General features: G+C 69.2%; 20 protein-coding genes. 15 read left to right on the forward strand and 5 right to left on the reverse strand.

Annotation, left to right across the window (positions count from 1 at the left end; all coding sequences use genetic code 11):
• Nucleotides 1-22: 22 nt before the first annotated feature.
• Nucleotides 23-1,351, reverse strand: coding sequence for a DUF445 domain-containing protein (locus tag EL493_RS00715; RefSeq protein WP_019049514.1), 1,329 nt, complete (start codon nucleotides 1,349-1,351; stop codon nucleotides 23-25).
• A 221-nt stretch (nucleotides 1,352-1,572) separates the two neighbouring features.
• Here EL493_RS00715 and EL493_RS00720 point away from each other — a divergent pair, with 221 nt between their 5' ends.
• The 11 genes from EL493_RS00720 to EL493_RS00770 all read left to right on the forward strand — a co-directional run bounded on the left by EL493_RS00720 (nucleotide 1,573) and on the right by EL493_RS00770 (nucleotide 11,684).
• Nucleotides 1,573-2,286, forward strand: a complete 714-nt coding sequence (locus tag EL493_RS00720) for a TetR/AcrR family transcriptional regulator (RefSeq protein WP_051719411.1) — start codon at nucleotides 1,573-1,575, stop codon at nucleotides 2,284-2,286.
• Nucleotides 2,287-2,429: 143 nt separating this feature from the next.
• The gene (locus EL493_RS00725; RefSeq protein WP_022566160.1) at nucleotides 2,430-3,848 is read left to right on the forward strand and encodes an ABC1 kinase family protein; all 1,419 of its coding nucleotides are present in this window, start codon (nucleotides 2,430-2,432) and stop codon (nucleotides 3,846-3,848) included.
• Nucleotides 3,849-3,858: 10 nt separating this feature from the next.
• A complete protein-coding gene (locus tag EL493_RS00730; RefSeq protein ID WP_019049518.1) occupies nucleotides 3,859-5,103 on the forward strand; it encodes a saccharopine dehydrogenase family protein in 1,245 nt (414 codons plus the stop codon).
• On the forward strand, nucleotides 5,100-5,732 hold the full coding sequence (locus tag EL493_RS00735) for a class I SAM-dependent methyltransferase (protein WP_019049519.1): 633 nt from the start codon (nucleotides 5,100-5,102) through the stop codon (nucleotides 5,730-5,732). Before EL493_RS00730 ends, EL493_RS00735 begins: the two co-directional genes overlap by 4 nt.
• 36 nt (nucleotides 5,733-5,768) lie before the next feature.
• Nucleotides 5,769-7,226, forward strand: a complete 1,458-nt coding sequence (locus tag EL493_RS00740) for an alanine/glycine:cation symporter family protein (RefSeq protein ID WP_019049520.1) — start codon at nucleotides 5,769-5,771, stop codon at nucleotides 7,224-7,226.
• A gap of 15 nt (nucleotides 7,227-7,241) precedes the next feature.
• A complete protein-coding gene (locus EL493_RS00745; protein ID WP_019049521.1) occupies nucleotides 7,242-8,087 on the forward strand; it encodes a PPK2 family polyphosphate kinase in 846 nt (281 codons plus the stop codon).
• Nucleotides 8,088-8,161: 74 nt separating this feature from the next.
• Nucleotides 8,162-8,914: a DsbA family protein gene (locus EL493_RS00750; RefSeq protein ID WP_019049522.1), complete on the forward strand. Its 753-nt coding sequence runs from the start codon at nucleotides 8,162-8,164 to the stop codon at nucleotides 8,912-8,914.
• Entirely contained in the window at nucleotides 8,911-9,477 is a 567-nt protein-coding gene (locus tag EL493_RS00755; RefSeq protein WP_019049523.1) for a vitamin K epoxide reductase family protein, read from the forward strand. Before EL493_RS00750 ends, EL493_RS00755 begins: the two co-directional genes overlap by 4 nt.
• 184 nt (nucleotides 9,478-9,661) lie before the next feature.
• A complete protein-coding gene (locus tag EL493_RS00760) occupies nucleotides 9,662-11,092 on the forward strand; it encodes a hypothetical protein (RefSeq protein ID WP_019049524.1) in 1,431 nt (476 codons plus the stop codon).
• Between the two features lie 8 nt (nucleotides 11,093-11,100).
• Nucleotides 11,101-11,400, forward strand: coding sequence for a hypothetical protein (locus EL493_RS00765; RefSeq protein ID WP_126405503.1), 300 nt, complete (start codon nucleotides 11,101-11,103; stop codon nucleotides 11,398-11,400).
• On the forward strand, nucleotides 11,397-11,684 hold the full coding sequence (locus tag EL493_RS00770; protein WP_019049526.1) for a hypothetical protein: 288 nt from the start codon (nucleotides 11,397-11,399) through the stop codon (nucleotides 11,682-11,684). Before EL493_RS00765 ends, EL493_RS00770 begins: the two co-directional genes overlap by 4 nt.
• Here EL493_RS00770 and EL493_RS00775 read toward each other — a convergent pair.
• Nucleotides 11,681-12,763, reverse strand: coding sequence for a S1C family serine protease (locus EL493_RS00775; protein ID WP_022566157.1), 1,083 nt, complete (start codon nucleotides 12,761-12,763; stop codon nucleotides 11,681-11,683). The genes EL493_RS00770 and EL493_RS00775 overlap by 4 nt on opposite strands.
• Nucleotides 12,764-12,879: 116 nt before the next feature.
• Between EL493_RS00775 and EL493_RS00780 the strand changes: the two genes are divergently transcribed.
• The 3 genes from EL493_RS00780 to EL493_RS00790 are packed head-to-tail and all read left to right on the forward strand — an operon-like array spanning nucleotide 12,880 to nucleotide 15,915.
• Complete coding sequence (locus tag EL493_RS00780; RefSeq protein ID WP_019049528.1) at nucleotides 12,880-13,932, forward strand: NAD(P)-dependent alcohol dehydrogenase; 1,053 nt, start codon at nucleotides 12,880-12,882, stop codon at nucleotides 13,930-13,932.
• Nucleotides 13,933-13,983: 51 nt separating this feature from the next.
• Nucleotides 13,984-15,183, forward strand: a complete 1,200-nt coding sequence (locus EL493_RS00785; RefSeq protein ID WP_019049529.1) for an AI-2E family transporter — start codon at nucleotides 13,984-13,986, stop codon at nucleotides 15,181-15,183.
• Nucleotides 15,184-15,915 (forward strand): ZIP family metal transporter, encoded by a 732-nt coding sequence (locus tag EL493_RS00790; RefSeq protein WP_019049530.1) that lies wholly within the window; start codon nucleotides 15,184-15,186, stop codon nucleotides 15,913-15,915.
• Between the two features lie 41 nt (nucleotides 15,916-15,956).
• On the opposite strand, the gene EL493_RS00795 is transcribed toward EL493_RS00790, so the two are convergent.
• Entirely contained in the window at nucleotides 15,957-17,234 is a 1,278-nt protein-coding gene (locus tag EL493_RS00795) for a phthiocerol/phthiodiolone dimycocerosyl transferase family protein (RefSeq protein ID WP_019049531.1), read from the reverse strand.
• Between the two features lie 96 nt (nucleotides 17,235-17,330).
• Between EL493_RS00795 and EL493_RS00800 the strand changes: the two genes are divergently transcribed.
• Nucleotides 17,331-17,870 (forward strand): TetR/AcrR family transcriptional regulator, encoded by a 540-nt coding sequence (locus EL493_RS00800; protein ID WP_019049532.1) that lies wholly within the window; start codon nucleotides 17,331-17,333, stop codon nucleotides 17,868-17,870.
• 43 nt (nucleotides 17,871-17,913) lie between these two features.
• Here the strand turns inward: EL493_RS00800 and metE are convergent, their stop codons facing one another.
• Together metE and EL493_RS00810 are read right to left on the reverse strand one after the other, a co-directional pair.
• Entirely contained in the window at nucleotides 17,914-20,238 is a 2,325-nt protein-coding gene (gene metE / locus EL493_RS00805; protein ID WP_019049533.1) for a 5-methyltetrahydropteroyltriglutamate--homocysteine S-methyltransferase, read from the reverse strand.
• A 228-nt stretch (nucleotides 20,239-20,466) separates the two neighbouring features.
• Complete coding sequence (locus EL493_RS00810) at nucleotides 20,467-21,336, reverse strand: 3-hydroxybutyryl-CoA dehydrogenase (protein ID WP_019049534.1); 870 nt, start codon at nucleotides 21,334-21,336, stop codon at nucleotides 20,467-20,469.
• Nucleotides 21,337-21,441: the final 105 nt, after the last annotated feature.

Raw genomic sequence — 21,441 nt, forward strand, 5'->3', positions numbered from 1 at the left:
CAGGTCCGGCAAACGGCCGGGCTCAGTGGAACAACAACTGCGAGATGGTGTAGATCGCCAGACCCGCCAGCGCGCCGACGACCGTGCCGTTGATCCTGATGAACTGCAGATCCCGGCCGACCTGCAGTTCGATCTTCCGGCTCGCCTCGTCGGCGTCCCAGCGCGCGACGGTGTCGGTCACCAGGGTGGTGATCTCGGCCGAGTAGTTACCGACCAGATAGCGGGCGCCGCGGTCGATCCAGCCGTCCACCTTGCCGCGCATGGCCGGGTCGTCGCGCAAGCGTTCACCGAGCTGCTGCACATTCTCGGCCACCTTGCGGCGCAGCGTGGAATCGGGGTCTTCGGCCGACTCCAGGATCAGCCGCTTGGCCGCGCGCCAGGTCGCCTCGGCCATGCCGGTGATCTGCTCGCGGCCCATGATCTCGGCCTTGACCTTCTCCGCCTTGGCGATCATCGCCTCGTCGTGCTGCAGATCGTCGGCGAAATCCTGCAGGAAGCGATCGGCGGCCTTGCGCAGTTCGTGATCGGGATTCGAGCGCACCTTCCAGGTGAACTCGACCAGCTCCCGGTAGATCCGCTCCGACAGCAGCGTGTTGACGAACTTCGGCGCCCACTGCGGCGCGTCGCGCAGGACGATCCGGTCGATCGTCTCCTGCGAACCCAGCGCCCACTGATGCGCGCGCTCGGCGAGCAGATCGATCAGCGGCAGCTGGCGATTGTCGGCGATGAGCTCCGAGAGCACCCGCCCGATCGGCGGACCCCACAGCGGCTCGGCCAGCCGCTTGACGATGGTGTTGTCGATGATCTGCTCGACGTCCTCGTCGCGCAGCACACCGACCACCGCGGTGAGGATGGTCGCGCTCTCCTGCGCGACCCGCGCCGCGTGGCCGGGGTCGGCCATCCAGCGCCCGACCCGCAGCGAGATCTGCGCCGACTCCAGCCGCGCCGACACCACGTCGGGCGCGAGGAAGTTGGTGCCGACGAAGGCGCCCAGGCTCGACCCGAGCTGGTCCTTCTTCTTGCGGATGATCGCGGTGTGCGGGATGGGCAGGCCGAGCGGATGCTTGAACAGCGCGGTCACCGCGAACCAGTCGGCCAGGGCGCCGACCATGCCGGCCTCGGAGGCGGCCCGCACGTAGCCGACCCATTCGCCACCGCCGCCGCGTGACTCCAGCCAGCGGCAGAACAGGTACACCACGCTGGCCACCAGCAGGAATCCGGTGGCCAGCGCCTTCATCTTGAAGAGGTCACGTCGTTTGCCCGCCTCGTCGGTCATGACCGCGAACCCCGCCGGTTGCGCGGGCTCGGTGCGCGGCGCGAGAACCGCCGTGTTGCCGGGAGCTTTCTCCATGCCCCCATTCTGCTGTGCCCGTCGCGAGCGCGCCGCCGCCAACCCGCGTGGCGACCACAGAACCGCCCGGTTTGTCATACGCGCGGGTAGACCAGCGGTGTGGTAAATGCCGCAACGTCGACCAAACGAGCGCCACCCCACACCGGCGCGCCTAAGCTGTAGAACCAGGAGACGCCACATCGATTAAGGGGGCTGTTCTGTCCACCGAAGACCTTGTCGAGATCGGCGAGCAGACCGGTCGCGCCACCGTACGCGGCGGCGGTCCTGTCGACGGCCGCAAACGGCGGTGGCGGCAGCACAAGATCGACCGGCGCGAAGAGCTGGTCGACGGCACGCTCAACGCCATCCGCGCGCGCGGCAGCCAGGCGGGCATGGACGAGATCGCCACCGAGATCGGCGTGTCCAAGACCGTGCTGTACCGCTACTTCGCCGACAAGAACGACCTGGTGCACGCCACCATGCAGCGGTTCATCGAGACCACGCTGCTGCCCCGCGTGTACGGCGCGATCAACCTCGACGCCGACGAGTACCAGCTGGTGCGCGCCGCGATGACCGAGTACGTCGGCACCGTCGACGACGACCCCGAGGTCTACCGGTTCATCATGAGCAACTCCGCAGGCGACAAGTCCTCGCTCGCCGAGTTCGAACGGCTCTTCGCCGAGGTGGTCACGGCCGTGCTCGTGGACCGGGCAGGCGCCAAGGGCGTGCGCACCGACGGCGCGATGCTGTGGTCCTACGTGCTGGTCGGCGGCATCCAGCTGGCCACGCACTGGTGGACCACCACCGAGAAGGCCATGCCGCGCCAGGACGTCATCGACTACCTCACGATGATGGCGTGGTCGGCGATCGAGGGTGTCGCGCGCGCCGGCGGCTCGCCGGAGCTGTTCACCTCGCAGCCGCACGTTCTGCCGGAGATCCCACCGCCAGCGTCCTGACCTGCGTTTTCCGGCCCTCGGCCGGAGCGGGGCTCGACATTACCGCTCGGTTGGTTACGCTGAACGCGGCGGGATGCTGTGGCATGCATCACCGCAGGCGGTCGCATGCCGCCATGCGCGTCGGCACCAACGGAGGTACCTCGATGGCGAAAAACGTGCCGACATCCCGGCTTGCCCGCGGGACGAAGCTGGGGGCGGTAGCGGCGAGTTCGATGATCCGCTCGAAGAAGACCCGACTGTCCATGCGTGGCCGGTCCGAGGCCGTGCGCGCCAGGATGGCCGAGGAGTCGATGATCCGCACCACCGAGCAGGTGGTCATGGTGCTGGGCACCATGAAGGGCGTGGCGATGAAGCTGGGCCAGATGATGTCGGTGCTCGATCTGGACCTGGTGCCGCCGGATCATCGCGACCGGTTCCAGCAGCGCCTGGCGGTGCTGCGCAACGCTGCCCCTACGGTGTCGTTCGAGGCCATGCGCGCGGTGGTCGAGGAGGATTTCGGCCGCCCGCTCACCGAGCTGTTCGCCGAGTTCGACCCCGAGCCGATCGCGGCCGCCTCGATCGGCCAGGTGTACCGGGCTACCCTGCACGACGGCCGCGCGGTCGCGGTGAAGGTCCAGTACCCCGGCGTCGACGCCGCCGTGCGCGCCGACCTGAAGAACCTCACCATGTTCCGCCGGGTGCTGGCCTCGGCCATGCCGTGGATCACCCCGGCCGTGCTCGACGAGCTGAAACTGAACATGGAGGCCGAGCTCGACTACGTCGCCGAGGCCACCACCCAGTCCGAGATCGCCGCGCTCTACCGCGACCACCCGTTCATCGTGGTGCCCAACGCGGTGCCGGAGCTGTCGACCACCCGCGTGCTGGTCAGCGAGTTCATCGAGGGCACCGGCTTCGACGAGATCAGGAAGCTGCCCGACGCCGAACGCGACCGGGTCGGCGAGATCATCTACCGCTTCTACGTGGGCTCGCTGTTCACCTTCAACGAGTTTTGCGGCGACCCGCACCCGGGCAATGTGCTGCTGGCGCGCGACGGCCGGGTGGCCTTCCTCGACTTCGGCCTGTTCAACCGGATGGACCCGAAACTCGTGCACTTCGAGATCCTGTGCCTGCGGGCGGCCGCGGAGGACCGCGCCGAAGACCTGCGGCAGCTGATGATCGAGCGCGGCGTGATCGATTCGCCGGAGGAGATCGGCGCCGAGGAGTGTCTCGAGTACGTGCTCGCGGCCTCGGAATGGTGCCTGGTCGACGAGGAGCTGACGATCACCCCCGAACTCGCCAGCGGCGCGTTCCTGCTGGCCGTCGACCCGAGGGCCAGCGAGTTCACCGGCATGAAGCAGCAGAACCTGCCGCCGGAGCATTTGTTCTCCCGCCGGGCCGACTTCCTCACCTTCGGCATGCTCGGCCAGCTCGAATGCACCGCCAACTGGCATGTGATCGCCCGGGAATGGCTCTACGACGAGCCCCCGGTCACCGAACTCGGGCTGGCCCACCGGGACTGGCTCACCACCCATCCGCCGAAGCCGGCGAAGAAGACGCGTGCTCGCAAGGCGAGCACTCGATGAAAGGCGTTTCATGCCGCAGCACCGCGAATTCGATCTGACCCTGTTCGGCGCGACCGGTTTCGTCGGCAAGCTCACCGCGGAGTACCTGCTCACCGCCGTGCCCGAGGGCGCGCGCGTCGCGCTCGCGGGCCGCTCGGCCGACAAGCTGGCCGCGGTGCGCGCCGAGCTGGGCCCGGCCGCCGCGGACTGGGCGCTCGTGCTCGCCGACTCCACCGATCCGGCCTCACTGGCCGAGCTGGCCGAGCGCACCAAGGTCGTGGTCACCACGGTCGGCCCGTACCTGCGCTACGGCATGCCACTGCTGGCCGCGTGCGCGGCGGCGGGCACCCACTACGCCGACCTCACCGGTGAGCCGCTGTTCATCCACGACGCCATCGAGCAGTACGAGCAGACCGCGGTCGACTCCGGCGCCAAGATCGTGAATTCCTGTGGCTACGACTCGATCCCGTCGGACCTCAGCGTCTACGAGCTCTACCGCGCCACCGTCGCCGACGACACCGGCGAACTCGAGGACACCACCCTGGTCGCCTACCTCAAGGGTGGAATGAGCGGCGGCACCATCGATTCCGGTCGCGCCATGATGGAGGACATCGCCGCCGACTCCTCGCGCTCGCGCATCCTGGCCCACCCGTACTCGCTGAGCCCGGACCGCTCGATGGAGCCCGACGTGGGCCGCCAGTCCGATCAGGCACTGGCCCGCGCCGACAGCATCGACCCGAGCCTGGACGGCTGGGTCACCACCTTCATCATGGCCTCGCACAACACCAAGGTCGTGCGCCGCACCAACGGCCTGCTCGGCTGGGCCTACGGCAAGCAGTTCCGCTACCGCGAGGTGATGAACGCGGGCCGTTCGGCGGCCGCGCCGCTGGTCGCCGCCGGTATCGCGGGCGGCATCGTGGCCGGGATGGCCTCGGGCGCGGTGCTGTCTCGGGTGTCGTTCGGCCGCAAGCTGCTCGACCGGATCCTGCCGAAGCCGGGCACCGGCCCCAGCGAGAAGGCCAGGCTGAGCGGCTGGTTCACCATGAAGACGTTCGCGCGCACCAGTTCCGGCGCCAAGTACCAGGCCACCTTCGCCGGCACCGGCGACCCCGGCTACCAGGCCACGGCCGTGCTGCTCGGTCAGGCGGGGCTGTGCCTGGCCTTCGACGAACTGCCGGCCCGCGCGGGCGTGCTCACGCCCGCATCGGCCATGGGCGAAGCGCTCACCGAGCGGCTGCGCGCCGCGGGCATGACCATCGAGGTCACGCGGCAGTGAATCTCGCCCGCAAGACGATGAACGCGCCCGCGCTGGCGGCGGTGTACGAGCACGCGTGGCGACCCGCGCTGTTCTACCTCGCCAGCGGGCGCACCACCGGCAGCGACCGCCGCGAAGCGGTCGACACGCTGCGGCTCGGCGGCGAGAAGAAGGTGCTCGATCTGGCTTGCGGCCCCGGCAATTTCACCCGGTACCTGAGTGAATTCCTGTCCGGCGACGGCTTCGTCACCGGCCTGGACTACTCCGAGCCGATGCTGGCCAAGGCCGCCGCCGACAACGCCGGTCCGCGCGTGGGTTACGTGCGCGGTGACGCGCGCACCCTGCCCTTCGCCGACGGAACCTTCGACGCCGTCTGCTGTTTCGGCGCGCTGTACCTGATCCCGGACCCCATCGCGGCCACCCGCGAGATGATCCGGGTGCTCGCCCCGGGCGGGCGGATCGCGATCACCACCAGCTACCGCGAGGACAACCTGTTCGGCCGCGCCAGCACCATGGCCGCGGGCCTGAGCGGGCTGCGCCTGTTCGGCCGCGACACCTTCCCCCGGCTGTTCGCCGAGGCGGGCCTGGTCGAGATCGACCAGCGCGTGCACCGTTTCATGCAGTACGTCGACGCCACCCGGCCCGCCTGACCGGCCGGGCGATTGCCCGGCGGTAGCCTTCGCCGCATGGACACGCTCAACTCGGTGGTGGTCGATGTCAACGACGTGTTCTGGAGCTGGCTGCTCATCCCGCTGGTGATCGGCACCGGGCTGTACTTCACCGTGCGCAGCGGGGTGGTGCAGCTGCGGATGCTGCCGGAGATGCTGCGGGCGGTCACCGAGAAGGGGCAGGTCGCCGAGGACGGCAAGAAGTCGGTGTCGGCGTTCGGCGCGTTCAGCATCTCGGCGGCGGCGCGGGTGGGTACCGGCAATATCGCCGGCGTCGCGACCGCGATCAGCGTCGGCGGGCCGGGCGCGGTGTTCTGGATGTGGGCGATGGCCACGCTGGGCGCCGCCTCGGCGTTCGTCGAGTCCACTCTGGCCCAGCTCTACAAGCGGCCCGAGCGCGAGCCGGGCACCTTCCGCGGCGGTCCCGCCTACTACATGCAGTACGGGCTGCGGCGCCGGTGGCAGGGCCTGATCTTCGCGGTGATCATCACGGTGACGTTCGGTTTCGTGTTCAACGCGGTGCAGTCCAACACCATCGTGGCCACCACCAGGGCGTCGCTGGCGAGCCTGGACGGCGACTGGTTCGCCCCCGCCGTCGGGCTGGGCTTGATCGTGCTGCTCGGGCTGGTGATCTTCGGCGGCGTGCGCCGGATCAGCCACATCACCGAGGTGCTCGTCCCGATCATGGCGATGGTCTACCTGGTGCTCGGTATCGCGGTCGTCGCGCTGAACCTCACCGATCTGCCGCGGGTGGTCGCCGATATAGTCGGCGGCGCGTTCGGGGTGCGCGAGGTGGTCGGCGGCGGCATCGGCACCGCCATCGCCCAGGGCATCCGGCGCGGCATGTTCTCCAACGAGGCCGGGCTCGGTTCCTCGCCCAACGCCGCCGCGGCCGCCGATGTCACGCATCCGGTGAAGCAGGGGCTGGTGCAGTCGCTCGGCGTCTACTTCGACACCCTGCTGATCTGCTCGATCACCGCGTTCATCATCCTCACCAGCGATCCCGACCTGTCGGAACGGCGCAGCGCCGACCTCACCCAGAGCGCGCTGCAGGACAGCCTCGGCAGCTGGGCCGGACACGTGCTCACCGCCGTGGTGTTCCTGCTGGCGTTCAGCTCGATGATCGGCAACTTCTACTACGGACGCGCCAATATCGAGTTCATCACCGACCGGCCGCAGGCGCTGACCGCGTTCCGCTGGCTGGTGCTGGTGGCGGTGTTCGCCGGCGCGCTCGGCTCGGTGGGGCTGATCTGGAATCTGGCCGACGTGTTCATGGGCGTGATGGCGCTGGTGAACCTCGCCGCGATCCTGCCGCTCGGCGTCGTCGCGTTCCGGCTGCTCGCCGATTACCGCGCCCAGCGCGCGGCCGGGGCCGACCCGGTCTACGTGCACCGTGCCGAGATCGCCGACCCGGCCGGTGTCGCGTGCTGGCAGGCAACGATTGCGTCGAGCTTGCCGATCGATCGCTCGATGTAGTGGTAGGCATGGGAAATGGCGAAACTCTGGGCCGAACCCGTCACCACCGCGTTGCGGGCCGACGGCCAGCGGATCAACGATCTCGACACCTCGGCGACCCCCGGTTTCACCGGTGACAAGAAGGTCGGCAAGGAACTGCTGATCGAACGCGGCCTGGTGCTGTCCGAGCTGCAGGAGAAGCTGTTCGCCCACGGTCGCACCGGCGGCAAGCACAGTGTGCTGCTGGTCCTGCAGGGCATGGACACCGCGGGCAAGGGCGGCATCGTGCGCCACGTGATCGGTTCGGTCGACCCGCAGGGTGTCGACCACGCGTCCTTCGGCGTGCCGACGCCGGAGGAATTGCAGCACGACTTCCTGTGGCGCATCCGCAAGCGCCTGCCCGCGCACGGCCAGCTGGGCGTGTTCGACCGCTCGCACTACGAGGACGTGCTGGTGGTCCGCGTGCACGAACTGGTGCCGCAGGCCGAATGGGAGCAGCGTTACGAGCTGATCAACGCCTTCGAACGCGAGGTCGCCGACGCGGGCACCACCATCGTGAAGGTGGCCATGTTCGTCTCCCTCGACGAACAGAAGCGCAGACTGCGCGAGCGGCTGGAACGCCCGGACAAGTACTGGAAGTTCAATCCGGGCGACATCACCGAACGCGCCTTCTGGCCCGAATACCAAAAGGCCTACCAGGTCATGCTGGACCGCACGAACACCGACTACGCGCCCTGGTACGTGCTGCCCGCCGACGCCAAGTGGTACGCGCGCCTGGCCGTCACCGAACTGCTGATCGACGCGCTGACCGGGCTGAAACTGGACTGGCCTGCCGCCGATTTCGACGTCGCCGAGCAGTTGCGCAGGCTCGACGAGTCCTGATCTCGATCGTTGAAGAAACTCTCAGGTTCGGCCCGCATGATGTCCCCGGTGGGGAGACCACGAACGAAAGGCGTGTGACGACGGTGAGCACGGGCAAGCAGAACCCGCTGGCGGCGGCCGAGGCAGCCGACAAGAAGCGCAAGATGGCGATCCAGATCGGCGTCGCGGCGGTCTTGGTGGCCCTGGTCGCGGCGATCGGCATCGGCATCGCGGTCAACCGCGACGACTCCGGCTCCGGCTCCGGCTCGGCGGCGCAACTGCCCGCGACCGGCGGTTCGGTGACCGAGACCGGCACCGTGCGGATCGGCAATCCGGACGCCAAGGTGAAGGTCCGCGTGGTCGCCGACCTGCAGTGCCCGGCCTGCAAGCAGTTCGAGGCCGCCAACGGCGCGGCGCTGGCCCAGGCCACCGCCGACGGCACCGCGGTCGTCGAGTACCAGATCATCTCGTTCCTCGACAAAGCCTCCACGAACCAGTACTCCTCGCGCGCGGCCAACGCCTCGTTCTGCGTCGCGAAGTCCGACCCGAGCAAGTACCAGAACTGGCTGCAGACCATGTTCGAGAAGCAGCCCGCCGAGGGCGGCGCGGGCCTGAGCAACGAGGAACTGATCCAGATCGCCACCGACGCCGGGTACACCGATCCGGCCGTGGCCACCTGCATCACCGACAAGCCGTACGCCGACTACATCACCCAGGTCACCCAGCAGACGCTGAACAGCGGCGTGAAGTCCACCCCGTCGGTGTTCGTCAACGGCCAGCTCAACCAGACCGACGCGATCTTCACCGAGAACGGCCTGGCGTCCGTGATCGCCGACGCGGCCAAGTGATCACCGCCCCCGCCCGCTCGGCGTGGCTGCTGCTGATCGCCGGGCTGGCGGGGTGGCTGGCGTCGTTCACGCTCACCGTCGAACGGTTCAAGCTGTTCGTCGATCCGGACTACGTCACCTCGTGCAGCATCAACTCGGTGCTGTCGTGCGGGTCGATCATGAAGACCGACCAGGCCGCGGTGTTCGGGTTCCCGAACCCGCTGTTCGGTGTCGTCGGCTTCTCCGTGGTGGTGACCCTCGGCGTCCTGGCGGTGGTCGGCGTCGGCTTCCCCCGCTGGGTCTGGGGCGGCCTGTGGCTGGGCACCGTGCTCGGCATGGCCGCCATCTGCTGGCTCATCTTCCAGAGCCTCTACCGCATCAACGCCCTCTGCCCGTACTGCATGGTCGTCTGGGCCGCGACCCCCGTCCTCTTCGCGGTCACCACCCAGGAAACCTGGTCGCGCTCCCGCGGATTCATGTCCATTCTCGCCGAATGGCGCTGGACCCTGGTCGTCGTCTACTACGCCGTCGTCCTGCTCCTGGTCTTCCTGAAGTTCCAGGACTACTGGCTCTCCCTGGTCTGACCCCCTGGCCCAATTCCGGCCCCCGACAAACGAACCGGCCCCGATCGCCGCCGCTATACTCGGCACGCACCGGTGCCTCGCGGTACATCCGCGACCGGCACCGTGTACAACCCGGGGGGTGCCGCGCGTTCGTCGCGCGAGCAGCGTCCGGTACGGGTGAGCCGGATTTCAGGGAGGGGAAACGATGACCGATCTCAGTGTGGTGACCATCGGCATCAGCGCACTGCGCGGCTTTCATCCCGAGACCACCACCGGTTCCATTGCCAGGGACATCGACGCTCTGGTCGTCGGCTTCAAGAAGCACATGACCGACATGCACACCAAAGTGGACGCCACCCAGGACAATTGGAAAGGCGACGCGTCCAGAGCGGCCAACGAACGAGCGCTGGGCGAGCGCCTGGCGGGCAACAAGCTCGCCGCCGAACTCGAAGATATCGCGACCGCCTTCCGCACCCACGGCAGCGCCATGGACGGCTACCGGAACGCGGCGGTCAAGGCCGCGGACGACTATCTCTACCAGGGGTTCCTGGTCGCGGACGACGGCACCGTCACCGTGCCCGCGGGCAAGAAGGATGTGCCCGGCCCGGTGCCCGGCATGACGATCCCGATGACGACGGAACAGCTCAGCACCTACGCCACCGACAGCTCCAGCCGCGTCAAGGAGCTGATCGCGCAGTTCGTCGCCGAGGACCAGAAGCTGTCCCAGCTGGTCGGCCAGGAACTCCAGGACCTCACGCAGAAGGCCAACGGCGAGGAGGGGCTCGGGCAGCAGCAACACACCATCCCGACCACCGGCGGCCGCAACGATCCCGAACGAGTGCAGACCTCGGCCGCGGCCTTCCAGCAGATGTTCGGACGACTGCCGACCAGCTCCACGGACTGGGCGACCGCCGAGATCTTGAACCCGACCAGCCAGGATCCGAAGTATCAGGGCGTCGCTCCCGTCATCAAGGTGGCCAAGATCGAGCCGGTGCCGGGACAGGGTGTCGTGCGGATCGGCGCCTACATCCCGGCCGAGGAGGTGTTCAACATCCCGGACAACGACCTCGGCGACAATCGCGCGGAGGATCCGAACTTCGATCCCGAACAGACCCGGGTGGCGACCTACATCGACTACGAGAACGGGCTGGTCGTCACTCGGCAGAACCCGTCCGTGACCACCTCCGGCGACGTCGCCGTCGGGTCGCCGGACGTGCACGTGCAGCAGCTGCCCAACGGGTCGGTCCGCATCCAGTACGACGCGGCCAACGCCTTCGCGCCGCCGGGTTCGTCGCTGTCCGGGCACACGGTCAACGGCGATCTGGTGGTCGCGCCGACCAGCGGAAATCCCGGTTCCCCCCGGGTGGTCGCGGGCGGGACGATCGGCGACTATCCCTCGATGGAGATCTACCAGGACAACTCCGCGGGCGCGGGCAGGCCCGTCCTGATCGACGCCGCGGACTCCGGCAGCAAATGGGGACCGCTGACGAATCTGCCGTTCCACCACGAAGTGGGCGGCGGTTCGTCGATGCGCGACCCGTTCGAGGCCGACGCGGATATCACCACGCCGGACTACCCGGCCACGAAACTCGGTGATCCGAGCGATCCGCCGACGGTCAACGGGGCTCGGCGATGATGGACAGCGTGGAATTCACCGAGGCGGATCGCGGGCGGCTGGAGTTCTGGCGGGCGGCGACGCTGGCGGTGGCCGGGGGTGTCGCGCTGGGGGTGACGGTGTTCGGCGGGCTGGCGGCGGTGGCCGATCGACAGCCGTCCGGGTGGGATCCGAGTGCGTCGGCGGTGGTGTGGATCGTCGTGGCGGTGCTGGGCGGGATCGCGGGGGTGTGTGTCGCGGTGCGGCGGACACCGCGGATGCTCGGTGTGGCGGCGGGGGTGGTCGCCGCGGCGGTAGTGATCGGCGTCGGCGGGCTGGTGCTGGGATGAGCGAGCGGCGGTTCACCGCGTTCGGGCCCGAGAGTTTCGTGGCAGCGCTGGTGGGGTTCGGATGTATCTCGCTGCCGTACCTGGTCAAGGGGTGGCAGAACGCCTGGTGGCTGATCCTGCTGCCGCCGGTGGTCGGGATCGTCGCGTTCACCTACGGTGACCGCGCCTCGGCGACCGGGGTGTCGATCAAGCGGGCCGGGGCCGGGCTGCTGGTGGCCTTCGCCGGGTTCGTCCTCGCGGTCGCCGGGTTTCTCGCCGCGATCGGGGTCGCCGCGCTGTTCTAGTTCGGGGTGCCCTCGGCGAGGGTGACCAGGACGGTCCGGGTGGTGCCGTCGGGAGCGGTGAGATCGAGGCGGAGGGTGTCGGCGGGCGCACGCCGGTTCACCGCGGCGCTGAGCGCCCGCGCGGTGCTGATGGGACTGCCGTCCACGGCGGTGACGACGTCGCCGGTGGTGATGCCCGCGGCGCGCGCGGGCTGACCGTAGAAAGCCCAGGTGACCTGGGCCCCGGACGGTTTCGCGTCGACGATCTGGACACCGAGCGTGGCGGTCGGGCCCACGTGGACCGTGTCGGTGGGCACGCCGGAACGGATCTGGCCGACGATCCGCATCGCGGTATCGATCGGCACCGCGTAGCCGGTGGGCGGCCGCTGCCTGGCATCGGGACGGTCACCGGAGGCCGCCGTGATCACGCCGACGACGGCGCCGCTGCTGTCGGCCAGCGCCCCACCGGACTGCCCGCCCACCACCGGCGCCGCGATCTGCACCATCCCGCGCAACGACTTGCGGGTCAGATCGGCGGAGTTCATCGCGACGATGCTCGCATCCAGATCGGTGATCGGCCCGGTGACCGAGGTCGGCGCGCCGCCGTCGCCGCCCGCGTCACCGATGGCCAGCACGTCCTGGCGGATCCGCAGCTCGGCCGACGACCCGAGCCGGGCGGTCGGCAAATCCGCGGCCCCGGCCAGCGCGAGCAGCGCGATATCGGCGGTGGAGTCGTAGCCGAGCACGGTCGCCTCGTAGACCAGCCCGTTCCCGATATCGGTCACCGACACCGCGTCGGCGCCTTTGATCACGTGATGGCTGGTGAGGATCTGCCCGTCGGCGGTGAGCACGATGCCCGAACCGGCGGCGCTGGTCCCGAACAGCGCGGCGTCGACGGAGACGTTCACCAGCGCGGGCTGCACCTGCGCCGCGACCAGCACCGGATCCAGCGGCGCGGGCGGTGGCCGCTCGGCGACGGCGACGGAGTCCTCCGGCCGCGGCTGCCAGGGAAGGACCAGCTCACCGCGGTAACCGAGGAAGGCGCACACGCCGATCAGCGCGACGACCAGCGTCACGAACACCCGACCGACAGCGTGCACGCGTGCGTCCTCTCTCCCGAGGTGGCCCTTCCATTGTGACCCGGATTCACACGCAGCCGGTATCGATCCGGGCGCGCCTGTTGGCAAACGAGGCATGCGACGGTAGGCATGTCTTCATGAGCACCGCAGCCGCCTACGCCATCCCCGCAGCCGACGGGTCCTTCGAGAAGGTCACGATCGAGCGCCGTGAACTCGGCCCCGACGACGTCCTGATCGACATCAAGTACGCGGGCATCTGCCACTCCGACATCCACACCGCCCGCGACGAGTGGGGCGGCGCGAAATACCCGTGCGTGCCCGGTCACGAGATCGCGGGCATCGTCGCGGCCACCGGTTCGGCGGTCCGCAAGTACAAGGTGGGCGACCGGGTGGGCGTCGGCTGCCTGGTGAACTCCTGCGGCAAGTGCGTGCCGTGCCTGGCCGGTGAGGAACAGTACTGCGCCAACGGCGCCACCTGGACCTACAACAACCCGGTCCCCGAGGCGGTCCAGCCCGGCGGCTACACCATGGGCGGCTACGCCACCCAGATCGTGGTCACCGAGGCCTTCGTCGTCGCCATTCCCGACGGCATCGGCCTCGACGTGGCCGCGCCGCTGCTGTGCGCGGGCATCACCCTGTACTCCCCGCTGCGGCACTGGAACGCCGGGCCGGGCAAGAAGGTCGCGATCATCGGCATGGGCGGGCTGGGCCACGTCGGGGTGAAGATCGCGGCCGCGCTGGGCGCGGAGGTCACCGTGCTGAGCCAGTCGCTGCGCAAGCGCGACGACGGCCTGCGCATGGGCGCCGAGCACTACTACGCGACCAGCGAGAAGGACACGTTCCGCACGCTGCGCGGACAGTTCGACCTGATCATCAACACCGTCTCGGCCAACCTGCCGATCGACAACTACCTGCGACTGCTCGCCCTCGACGGCACCCTGGTGATCCTGGGCCTGCCCGATCAGCCGATGAGCGTCACCGGCCGCAACCTGGCCGGCTACCGGCGCTCGCTGGCCGGTTCGATGATCGGCGGCATCGCCCAGACCCAGGAGATGCTGAACTTCTGCGCGGCGCACGGGATCGGCGCGGAGATCGAGCTGATCTCGGCCGACGAGATCGATTCCGCCTACGACCGGGTGATGGCCAGCGACGTGCAGTACCGCTTCGTGATCGACACCGCCACGATCTGACCTCAGCGCGCCAGCGGGCGCGAAACCGGCCGTCCTCGGTACCGTGACCGGGTGGCTGCCGACGACGAATCGACTCCCGGTCCCGCCGCACCGGCGGCGCACACGCTGCCGGTCGGCTGGGCCGTGCGCACTCCCCCGCGCTGGCTCCCGCGCTCGCTGCTCTACGCGGCGCTGACCGTCGCCGGGCTGATCGCCGCGTTCTGGATTCTCGGCAAGTTGCAGGGCCTGCTGACCGTGCTGCTGGTGTCGCTGTTCCTGGCGTTCGCGATCGAGCCCGCGGTGAACTGGCTCGCCGCCCGCGGCGTCCGACGCGGCGCGGGCACCGGCGCGGTGTTCCTGGTGCTGCTGATCGTGATCGTCGCGTTCGTGTGGACGCTGGGCGCGCTGCTGGTCAGCCAGGTGACGATGCTGGTGCAGAACGCGCCCGGCTATGTCCAGGACGTGGTCGACTGGGTCAATTCCACCTTCGACCAGGACCTGTCCGGCGACGATCTCACCAAGTACGCCTCGGAGTGGAGTTCCACGATCGAGGGCTATCTGGTGGGCTTGGCCGGAAACGTCTGGGGCATCGGCACGGTCGCGATCGGCGCGATCTTCCAGCTGCTCGGCGTGCTGCTGTTCACCTTCTACTTCGCCGCCGACGGTCCGCGCTTCCGCACCTGGGTGTGTTCGCTGCTGCCGCCACGCAAGCAGAAGCACGTGTTGCGGGCCTGGGACATCGCGGTCGAGAAGACCGGCGGCTACATCTATTCGCGCGCGCTGCTGGCGCTGTGCTCGGCCGTCGCGCACTATGTGGCGCTGCGGGTGCTCGACGTGCCGTCGGCGTTCGCGCTGGCGCTGTGGGTGGGTGTGGTCTCACAGTTCATCCCGACGGTCGGCACCTATCTGGCCGGTGCGCTGCCGGTGCTGGTCGCGCTGGTGCACGATCCGATCAGCGCGCTGTGGATCCTGCTGTTCATCGTGGCCTACCAGCAGTTCGAGAACTATGTGCTGCAACCACGGATCACCGCCACCACGCTGGACATGCATCCGGCGGTGGCCTTCGGCGCGGTGATTGCGGGCGCGGCGCTACTCGGGCCGACCGGTGCGCTGCTGGCGATTCCGGTCACCGCGACGGCGCAGGGGTTCGCCGGCGCGTATGTCCGCCGGTACGAGGTCACCGAGGAGGCGGAGATGCCGCCGGGCGGCAAGAAACCACCGGGGTCGAAGAAGAAGCGCAAGGAGCCGCCTGCCGAAGCCGCGGACGAGTAGATGGCCATCCTCCTGTCGCTGGTGTCGATGCTGTCGACCCTGTTCGGCGGTTTCGTCGCCATGCGGATCGGCGACCGCAAGCACCTCGTGCTCGGCCTCGCCGCCGGCGTGATGCTGGGGCTGGTCGCCTTCGACCTGATCCCCGAGGCGCTCGAGCAGTCGACGGGCGAGGTGTTCGGGGTGCCGACGGTGCTGATCGCCGCGGTGATCGGCTTCCTCAGCATCCACATCATCGAGCGCGCGGTCGCCATCCATACCGGCCACGAGGGCGAATTCGGTTCCCACCAGCACGGATTCGAGTCGGTCGGCCTGCTGGCCGCGGCGGGCCTGATCTTCCACAGCACTCTCGACGGTTTCGGCATCGGCATCGGCTACCAGGCGGGCGCGACGGTGGGCCTGTCGGTGGCGATCGCGGTGATCTGCCACGACTTCGCCGACGGCTTCAACACCTTCACCATCCCCACGCTCTACGGCAATGCCCGCAAACGCGCCCTGATCCTGCTCGGCCTGGACGCCGTCGCCCCGGTCGTCGGCGCGGTCCTCGGCACCATCATCCACGTCCCCGACCAGTGGATCGGCCTCTACCTCGGCTATTTCGCCGGCTTCCTGCTCTACCTCGCCACCGCCGACATCCTCCCCGAAGCCCACGCCACCCACCCCTCCCGCCTCACCCTCCTGTGCACCGTCACCGGAGTCGGCGCCATGTTCGCCGTCGCCGCCCTCAGCCACTGACCAGCCACGGCACTGCCGACCACCGGGGCCGCGTGGGCTGTTCAGTGCAGGTCGTGCAGCAGGTCGGTGAGGGTGAGGCGGAGCTTGTCCATGCGGGAGCGGCTGTAGACGGCGGTGTCGTATTCGAGCTGGAGGGTGAGGCGGCCCGCGATGGTGAAGGCGGTGAGCTTCGGCGGCATGGCCGGGCCCATGGCGAAGATGTCGTCGCGCAGGAAGGCGAGGTCGTCGGGGAACGAATGCGCTTGCAGGCGGCCGATATTGGAGATGGCCAGGGTCGGTGGGGCGGCCAGCAGGGCGGCGGTGAACTCGTCGGCGACCCGCTGGACGGCGAGCGGGAAGCGGGCGGGTTCGCGACGGTCGAGTCCGGCGCGCAGGCCGTCCTCTACCAGCCGGGCCAGTGCGAGCGGACCGGCGTCGTCGGCCGCCCGCACGAGGAGGCCGGAGCCCGAGGCGTAGTTGACCATGGTCTCCACCGGCACCGGCGGCCGGACCGCACCGCGCACATCGGCCGCGTAACCGAAGAACAGCGGCAGCGGACCCGGCTCCGCGAACCTGCTGCGGACGGCGGCCAGGGCCGCACCACTGAGCACGCTGTTCACCGAGACCCGCTGCGCGCGAGCGACTGCCACCAGGTGCGCGGTCGCCTCGGCGGTCAGCTCGATGCGCTGCATGGCGAATCGGCCGAGCGGGTCGGCGCCCGTGCCGTCGCCGTCGCGGGGGAGCACGCGCGGGGCGTCGCCGGGCTCCATCGTCATCGCGCCCGCACGCAGCTCGGCCAGCCACGAGTCCGCGTCGGCGGCTGACACCACCTCGGCCAATCGGGTATCCATCGCCGCGGGCAGGCGCTGGTCCGGATCCGCCTGCGGCACAGCGCTGCCGGTCACGTGCGCGGTGTAATGCCGCCACAGCCGGTCCAGCAGCGCGAAACCCGATCTGCCGTCGGAGATCCCGTGGTGGACGACGAGCACGATCTGCTGCCGCACCCCCGCCCGCAGCAGGTACGCGCGGAACAGTCCGTCGCGCCAGTCCTGCGGGGTATTGAGCAGCGCGAGGTATCCGGCCTCGTCGCCCTCGACGACATCGAAGCGGGGGCGGAACTCGTCGTCGCGGACGAAACGGCCGTCCACCACCCGGCTGCGCAACAGCGGGTGCGCGGCGGCGAGCTCGTCGAGCACCCGGCGCAGGACCCCGAGGTCCAGCGCGCCGTAGACGGTAGTGGCGAGGAACAGCGGCATGCCGGCGGTGGGCACGGTGCCGAGCGTGGTGCCGGTGCCGAAGTAGGTGGACTCGAGGACGGAAATCGGGCGTTGAGCGGTCATGACGCCAACATACAACCGTTTTAAACACTTGTCACTGACGTTTGTTTGAAACGGATGTAACAAACAGCCGTATGTCCACCTTGCTATCGTGCCCGGGTGGGAACCCGAGAAGATCTGCTCGACGCGGCCAAGCGCTGCCTCGCCGAACGCGGCTACGCCCGCACCACCGTGCGCGACATCGTCGCGGCCTCCGGCACCAACCTGGCGGCCATCAACTACCACTTCGGCACCCGCGACAAGCTGCTGCAACAGGCGATGCTGGAGTCCAGCGCCGCGGCGGTGCGGCACATCCTGGACTCATTGCCCGACGACGACCCGGCCGACCCATCCGCCCGCCTCGAGCACTTCTGGCAGCGCCTGATCACCTCGTTCACCGAGGACCGCGCGCTCTGGCAGGCCAACGCCGAATGCCTCAATCAGGCACTGCACTCCCCCGAACTGCGCGCCGAACTCGGCGCCGCCCAGGAAATGGCCCGCAGCGGCCTGTCCCAAGCCTTCGGCGCCGACAGCGCTGTCGGCGCGGTCCTGCAGACGATGATCGGCGGCCTGCTCCTGCAATGGCTGATCGACCCCGACCACGCCCCCACCCCCACCCAGCTCACGGCGGGCGTCCGCGCCCTGCTCCCCCGGACATGACGATGGGCGCACCGGATTCCGGTGCGCCCATCGAGTCGGGTGGTTACTCCGCTGTCGCGGTGGCCGCTTCGGCGGCCAGGGCGCGGCGGCGGATGCGGCGGGCCGCGGCGACCATGTTGCGCAGCGACGGTTCGAGCTGCCAGTAGTGGCGGGTCTTGAGGCCGCCGTCGGGGTTGGCCCAGAGGCGTTGCGGGGTCACCGCTTCGGCGGCCTTGGTGAGCAGCTCGTCGAGTTCGTCGATGTCGGGGATGCGGGCCGAGCGGCTCTCGTAGACGCCGGGGCCGACGCCGTGGCTGAGACCGTGGCCGGTGGCGGCGTCCTCGGTGAGCGCCTGCATCACCCATTCGATCGAGCGGGTCGCCACGATCGCGGTGACGTCGGCGTCGAGCTGCTCGATCGCGTCGACCACCTCGGTGCGGCCGGAGTAGCCGATGTGGGTGTGGATCTGGGTGTCGGCGCGGACACCGGAGGTGGCCAGCTTGAAGGCGCCGACCGCCCAGCGCAGGTACTCCTCGCGGCCCTGCGGGCGCGGCGGCAGCAGCTCGCGGATGGCGGGCTCGTCGACCTGGATGATCGCGATGCCCGCCCGCTCCAGGTCGACGACCTCGTCGCGGATGGCCAGCGCCACCTGGTCGGCGGTCTCGTAGAGCGGCTGATCCTGGCGCACGAACGAGCGGGCCAGCATCGTCACCGGACCGGTGACCATGCCCTTGACCGGCTTGTCGGTCAGCGACTGGGCGTAGGTGGTCCAGTCCACCGACATCGGCGCGGGCCGCGACACGTCGCCGTAGATGATCGGCGGGCGCACGCAGCGCGAGCCGTACACCTGCACCCAGCCGAAGCGGGTGGTGGCGAAACCGTCGAGCTGCTCGGCGAAGAACTGGATCATGTCGTTGCGCTCGTGCTCACCGTGCACGAACACATCGAGGCCGATGTCCTCCTGGAGCCGGATCGTCGCCTCGATCTCGGCCTCGACCTGCTTGCGGTAGTCCTGCTCGGACAGCCTGCCCTGGGCCACCTCGTGGCGGGCCTGGCGCAGTTTGCCGCTCTGCGGGAACGAGCCCAGCGTGGTCGCGGGGACCACCGGCAGGTTCAGCCGTTCCTGCTGGGCGGCACGGCGCTGCACGTAGGGTTCGCGCTCGCGCATGTCCGGGGTGATGGCGTAGACGCGCTGGCGCACGGCGTGCTTCTGCTTGAAGTGCACCTCGGTGGGGCGCTTGCGCCAGTTGTCCGACGGGCCCTCGGTGAGCGCCTTGGCCAGCGAGACCACCTCGCCCACCTTCTGCTTGGCGAAGGCGAGCCGGTCGGCCACGTTGCCGTCGATGTCGTACTCGGCGAGCACGTCGTAGGGCACGTGCAGCAGCGTGGTGCCGGTGGACACCACCAGATCCGGGCAGACCTCGGCGATCGAGTTCAGGTAGTTCAGCGTCACGTAACGATCCGCGCGCCACACATTGGTACCGCTGATGACGCCGGCGTAGATCCGCTTGCGCTTGATCCCGGGGATCGCGGCGAGCTCCTCGGGCGTCATCCGGTAGGACGCCAGGTCCAGCCCGATCGCCTCGACATTGCTCGCGGCCAGGATGCGCAGCGCCTCACCGAAGTCGCCGTACTGGCCGGTGACCAGGATGCGCGGGCGCAGCGGCGCCTTGGCCAGCCGCTGGTAGGCCTTGTCGAAGGCGGCCAGCTCGGTGGCCGAACGCTCACCGGTGAAGCAGGGTTCGTCCAGCTGCACGCAGGTGGAGCCGCGCTTGGCGAGCAGCTCGAACAGCTGCTCGTAGAACGGCAGCAGCTTGTCGAGCAGGCTCAGCGTGTCGAACTCGGCCTCGCCCGGCACGTGCCCGGCCTTGGACAGCAGCAGCAGCGAGACCGGGCCCAGCACCACCGGGCGCAGCTCGATGCCGCGCGCGATGGCCCGGTCCCACTCGTCGAGCAGAGCCTCGGGGTGCAGCGAGAACGTGGTGTCGGCGTCGAGTTCGGGCTGGCGGTAGTGGTAGTTGGTGCCGAAGAATCGCACCAGCTCCAGCGGCGGCAGGTCCGGGTTGCCGCGCGCCATCAGGAAGTAGAAGTCCAGGGGGTGCAGACCCTCCTGGTGCTCCTTGAACCGCGACGGCACGGCGCCGAAGAGCAACGCGTTGTCGAGCACATGGTCGTAGAAGGAGAAGGTGTTGCCGGGAACCTGGGTGAGCCCGGTGGCGGCCAGCTCGTTGAACTGGCGTTCCTGGATGTCGCGGCCTACGGCGAGGAGTTCCTCGCGCTCGAGCGATCCGCGCCAGTACGCCTCGAGCGCACGCTTGAGCTCGCGGTGCGGACCGATCCTCGGGTATCCGAGAACGCTCGACCCGAATCCATCGGTGACGTTGACCATGACCGGGATACTCCCTTTCGATCACCTGCGCGGTCACCCGGACGCTCGCCGGTCCCCGCGCATTGCTGCGCTCGACATATCGCCGGGCCGCGGTGCGCGCGTCCGGCTACAGCAGCTTAGGCCGCGAGCACGACCCTTCGCCGTTCCCCCTGCAAACACCCCCGAAATGGCCGAAGGCCACCGTCATCGCGTAGTCGGTGATGACGGTGGCCTCCGGGGAGCAAACCCCTACTTGCCGTACTGGTAGAAACCGGCGCCGGTCTTCTTGCCCAGCAGGCCCGCCTCGACCATCCGCATCAGCAGCGGCGGAGCCGAGTACAGCGGCTCCTTGAACTCGGCGTACATCGAGTCCGCGATCGACTTCACGGTGTCGAGGCCGACGAGGTCGGTCAGCGCCAGCGGGCCCATCGGGTGGGCACAGCCGAGCACCATCGCCTTGTCGACGTCTTCCTTGGTGGCGAAGCCCGACTCGACCATCCGGATGGCCGAGAGCAGGTACGGCACCAGCAGCGCGTTGACGACGAAGCCGGAGCGGTCGGCCGAGCGGACGACCTGCTTGCCCAGGATGTCGGCGGCGAACTGCTCGGCGCGCTTGGCGACCGGCTCGCTGGTCTTGAGCGTGGTCACCAGCTCGACCAGCGGCAGCACCGGAACCGGGTTGAAGAAGTGCAGGCCGACCACGCGCTCGGGGTTCGCCGTGGCGACCGCGATCTTCATGATCGGGATGGAGGAGGTGTTGGAGGCGAGCACGGCGTCCGGGTCGGTGACGACCTTGTCCAGCTCGGCGAAGATGGCCGTCTTGACCTCTTCGTTCTCGACAACGGCCTCGACCACCAGCTGCCGGTCGGCGAAGTCGCCGAGGTCGGAGGTGAAGCGCAGCCGCCAGGCCGCCTGCTCCCGCTCCCGCTCGGTGATCTTGCCGCTGCTCACGCCACGGTCCAGCGAGCGCAGGATCCGAGCGCGGCCCGCAGCGGCGAGTTCGCGACTGGTCTCGTAGACGAGGACGTCGACGTGCGCGCGTGCGCACACTTCCGCGATGCCCGCGCCCATCTGTCCGGCGCCGATGATCCCGACGCGCTGAATCTTCTCGCTGCTCACGTCCCGCTCCGTTCCGCCTCCCCGCAAATCTTGCGGGCGGCTAAGTGCCAATAGGGTCAGGCACCCGTGCCTGCGTGAGGTGCCGAACCAGTTCTGGGCGTTCCC

The sequence above is a fragment of the Nocardia asteroides genome (assembly GCF_900637185.1).
Lineage (GTDB): Bacteria > Actinomycetota > Actinomycetes > Mycobacteriales > Mycobacteriaceae > Nocardia > Nocardia asteroides.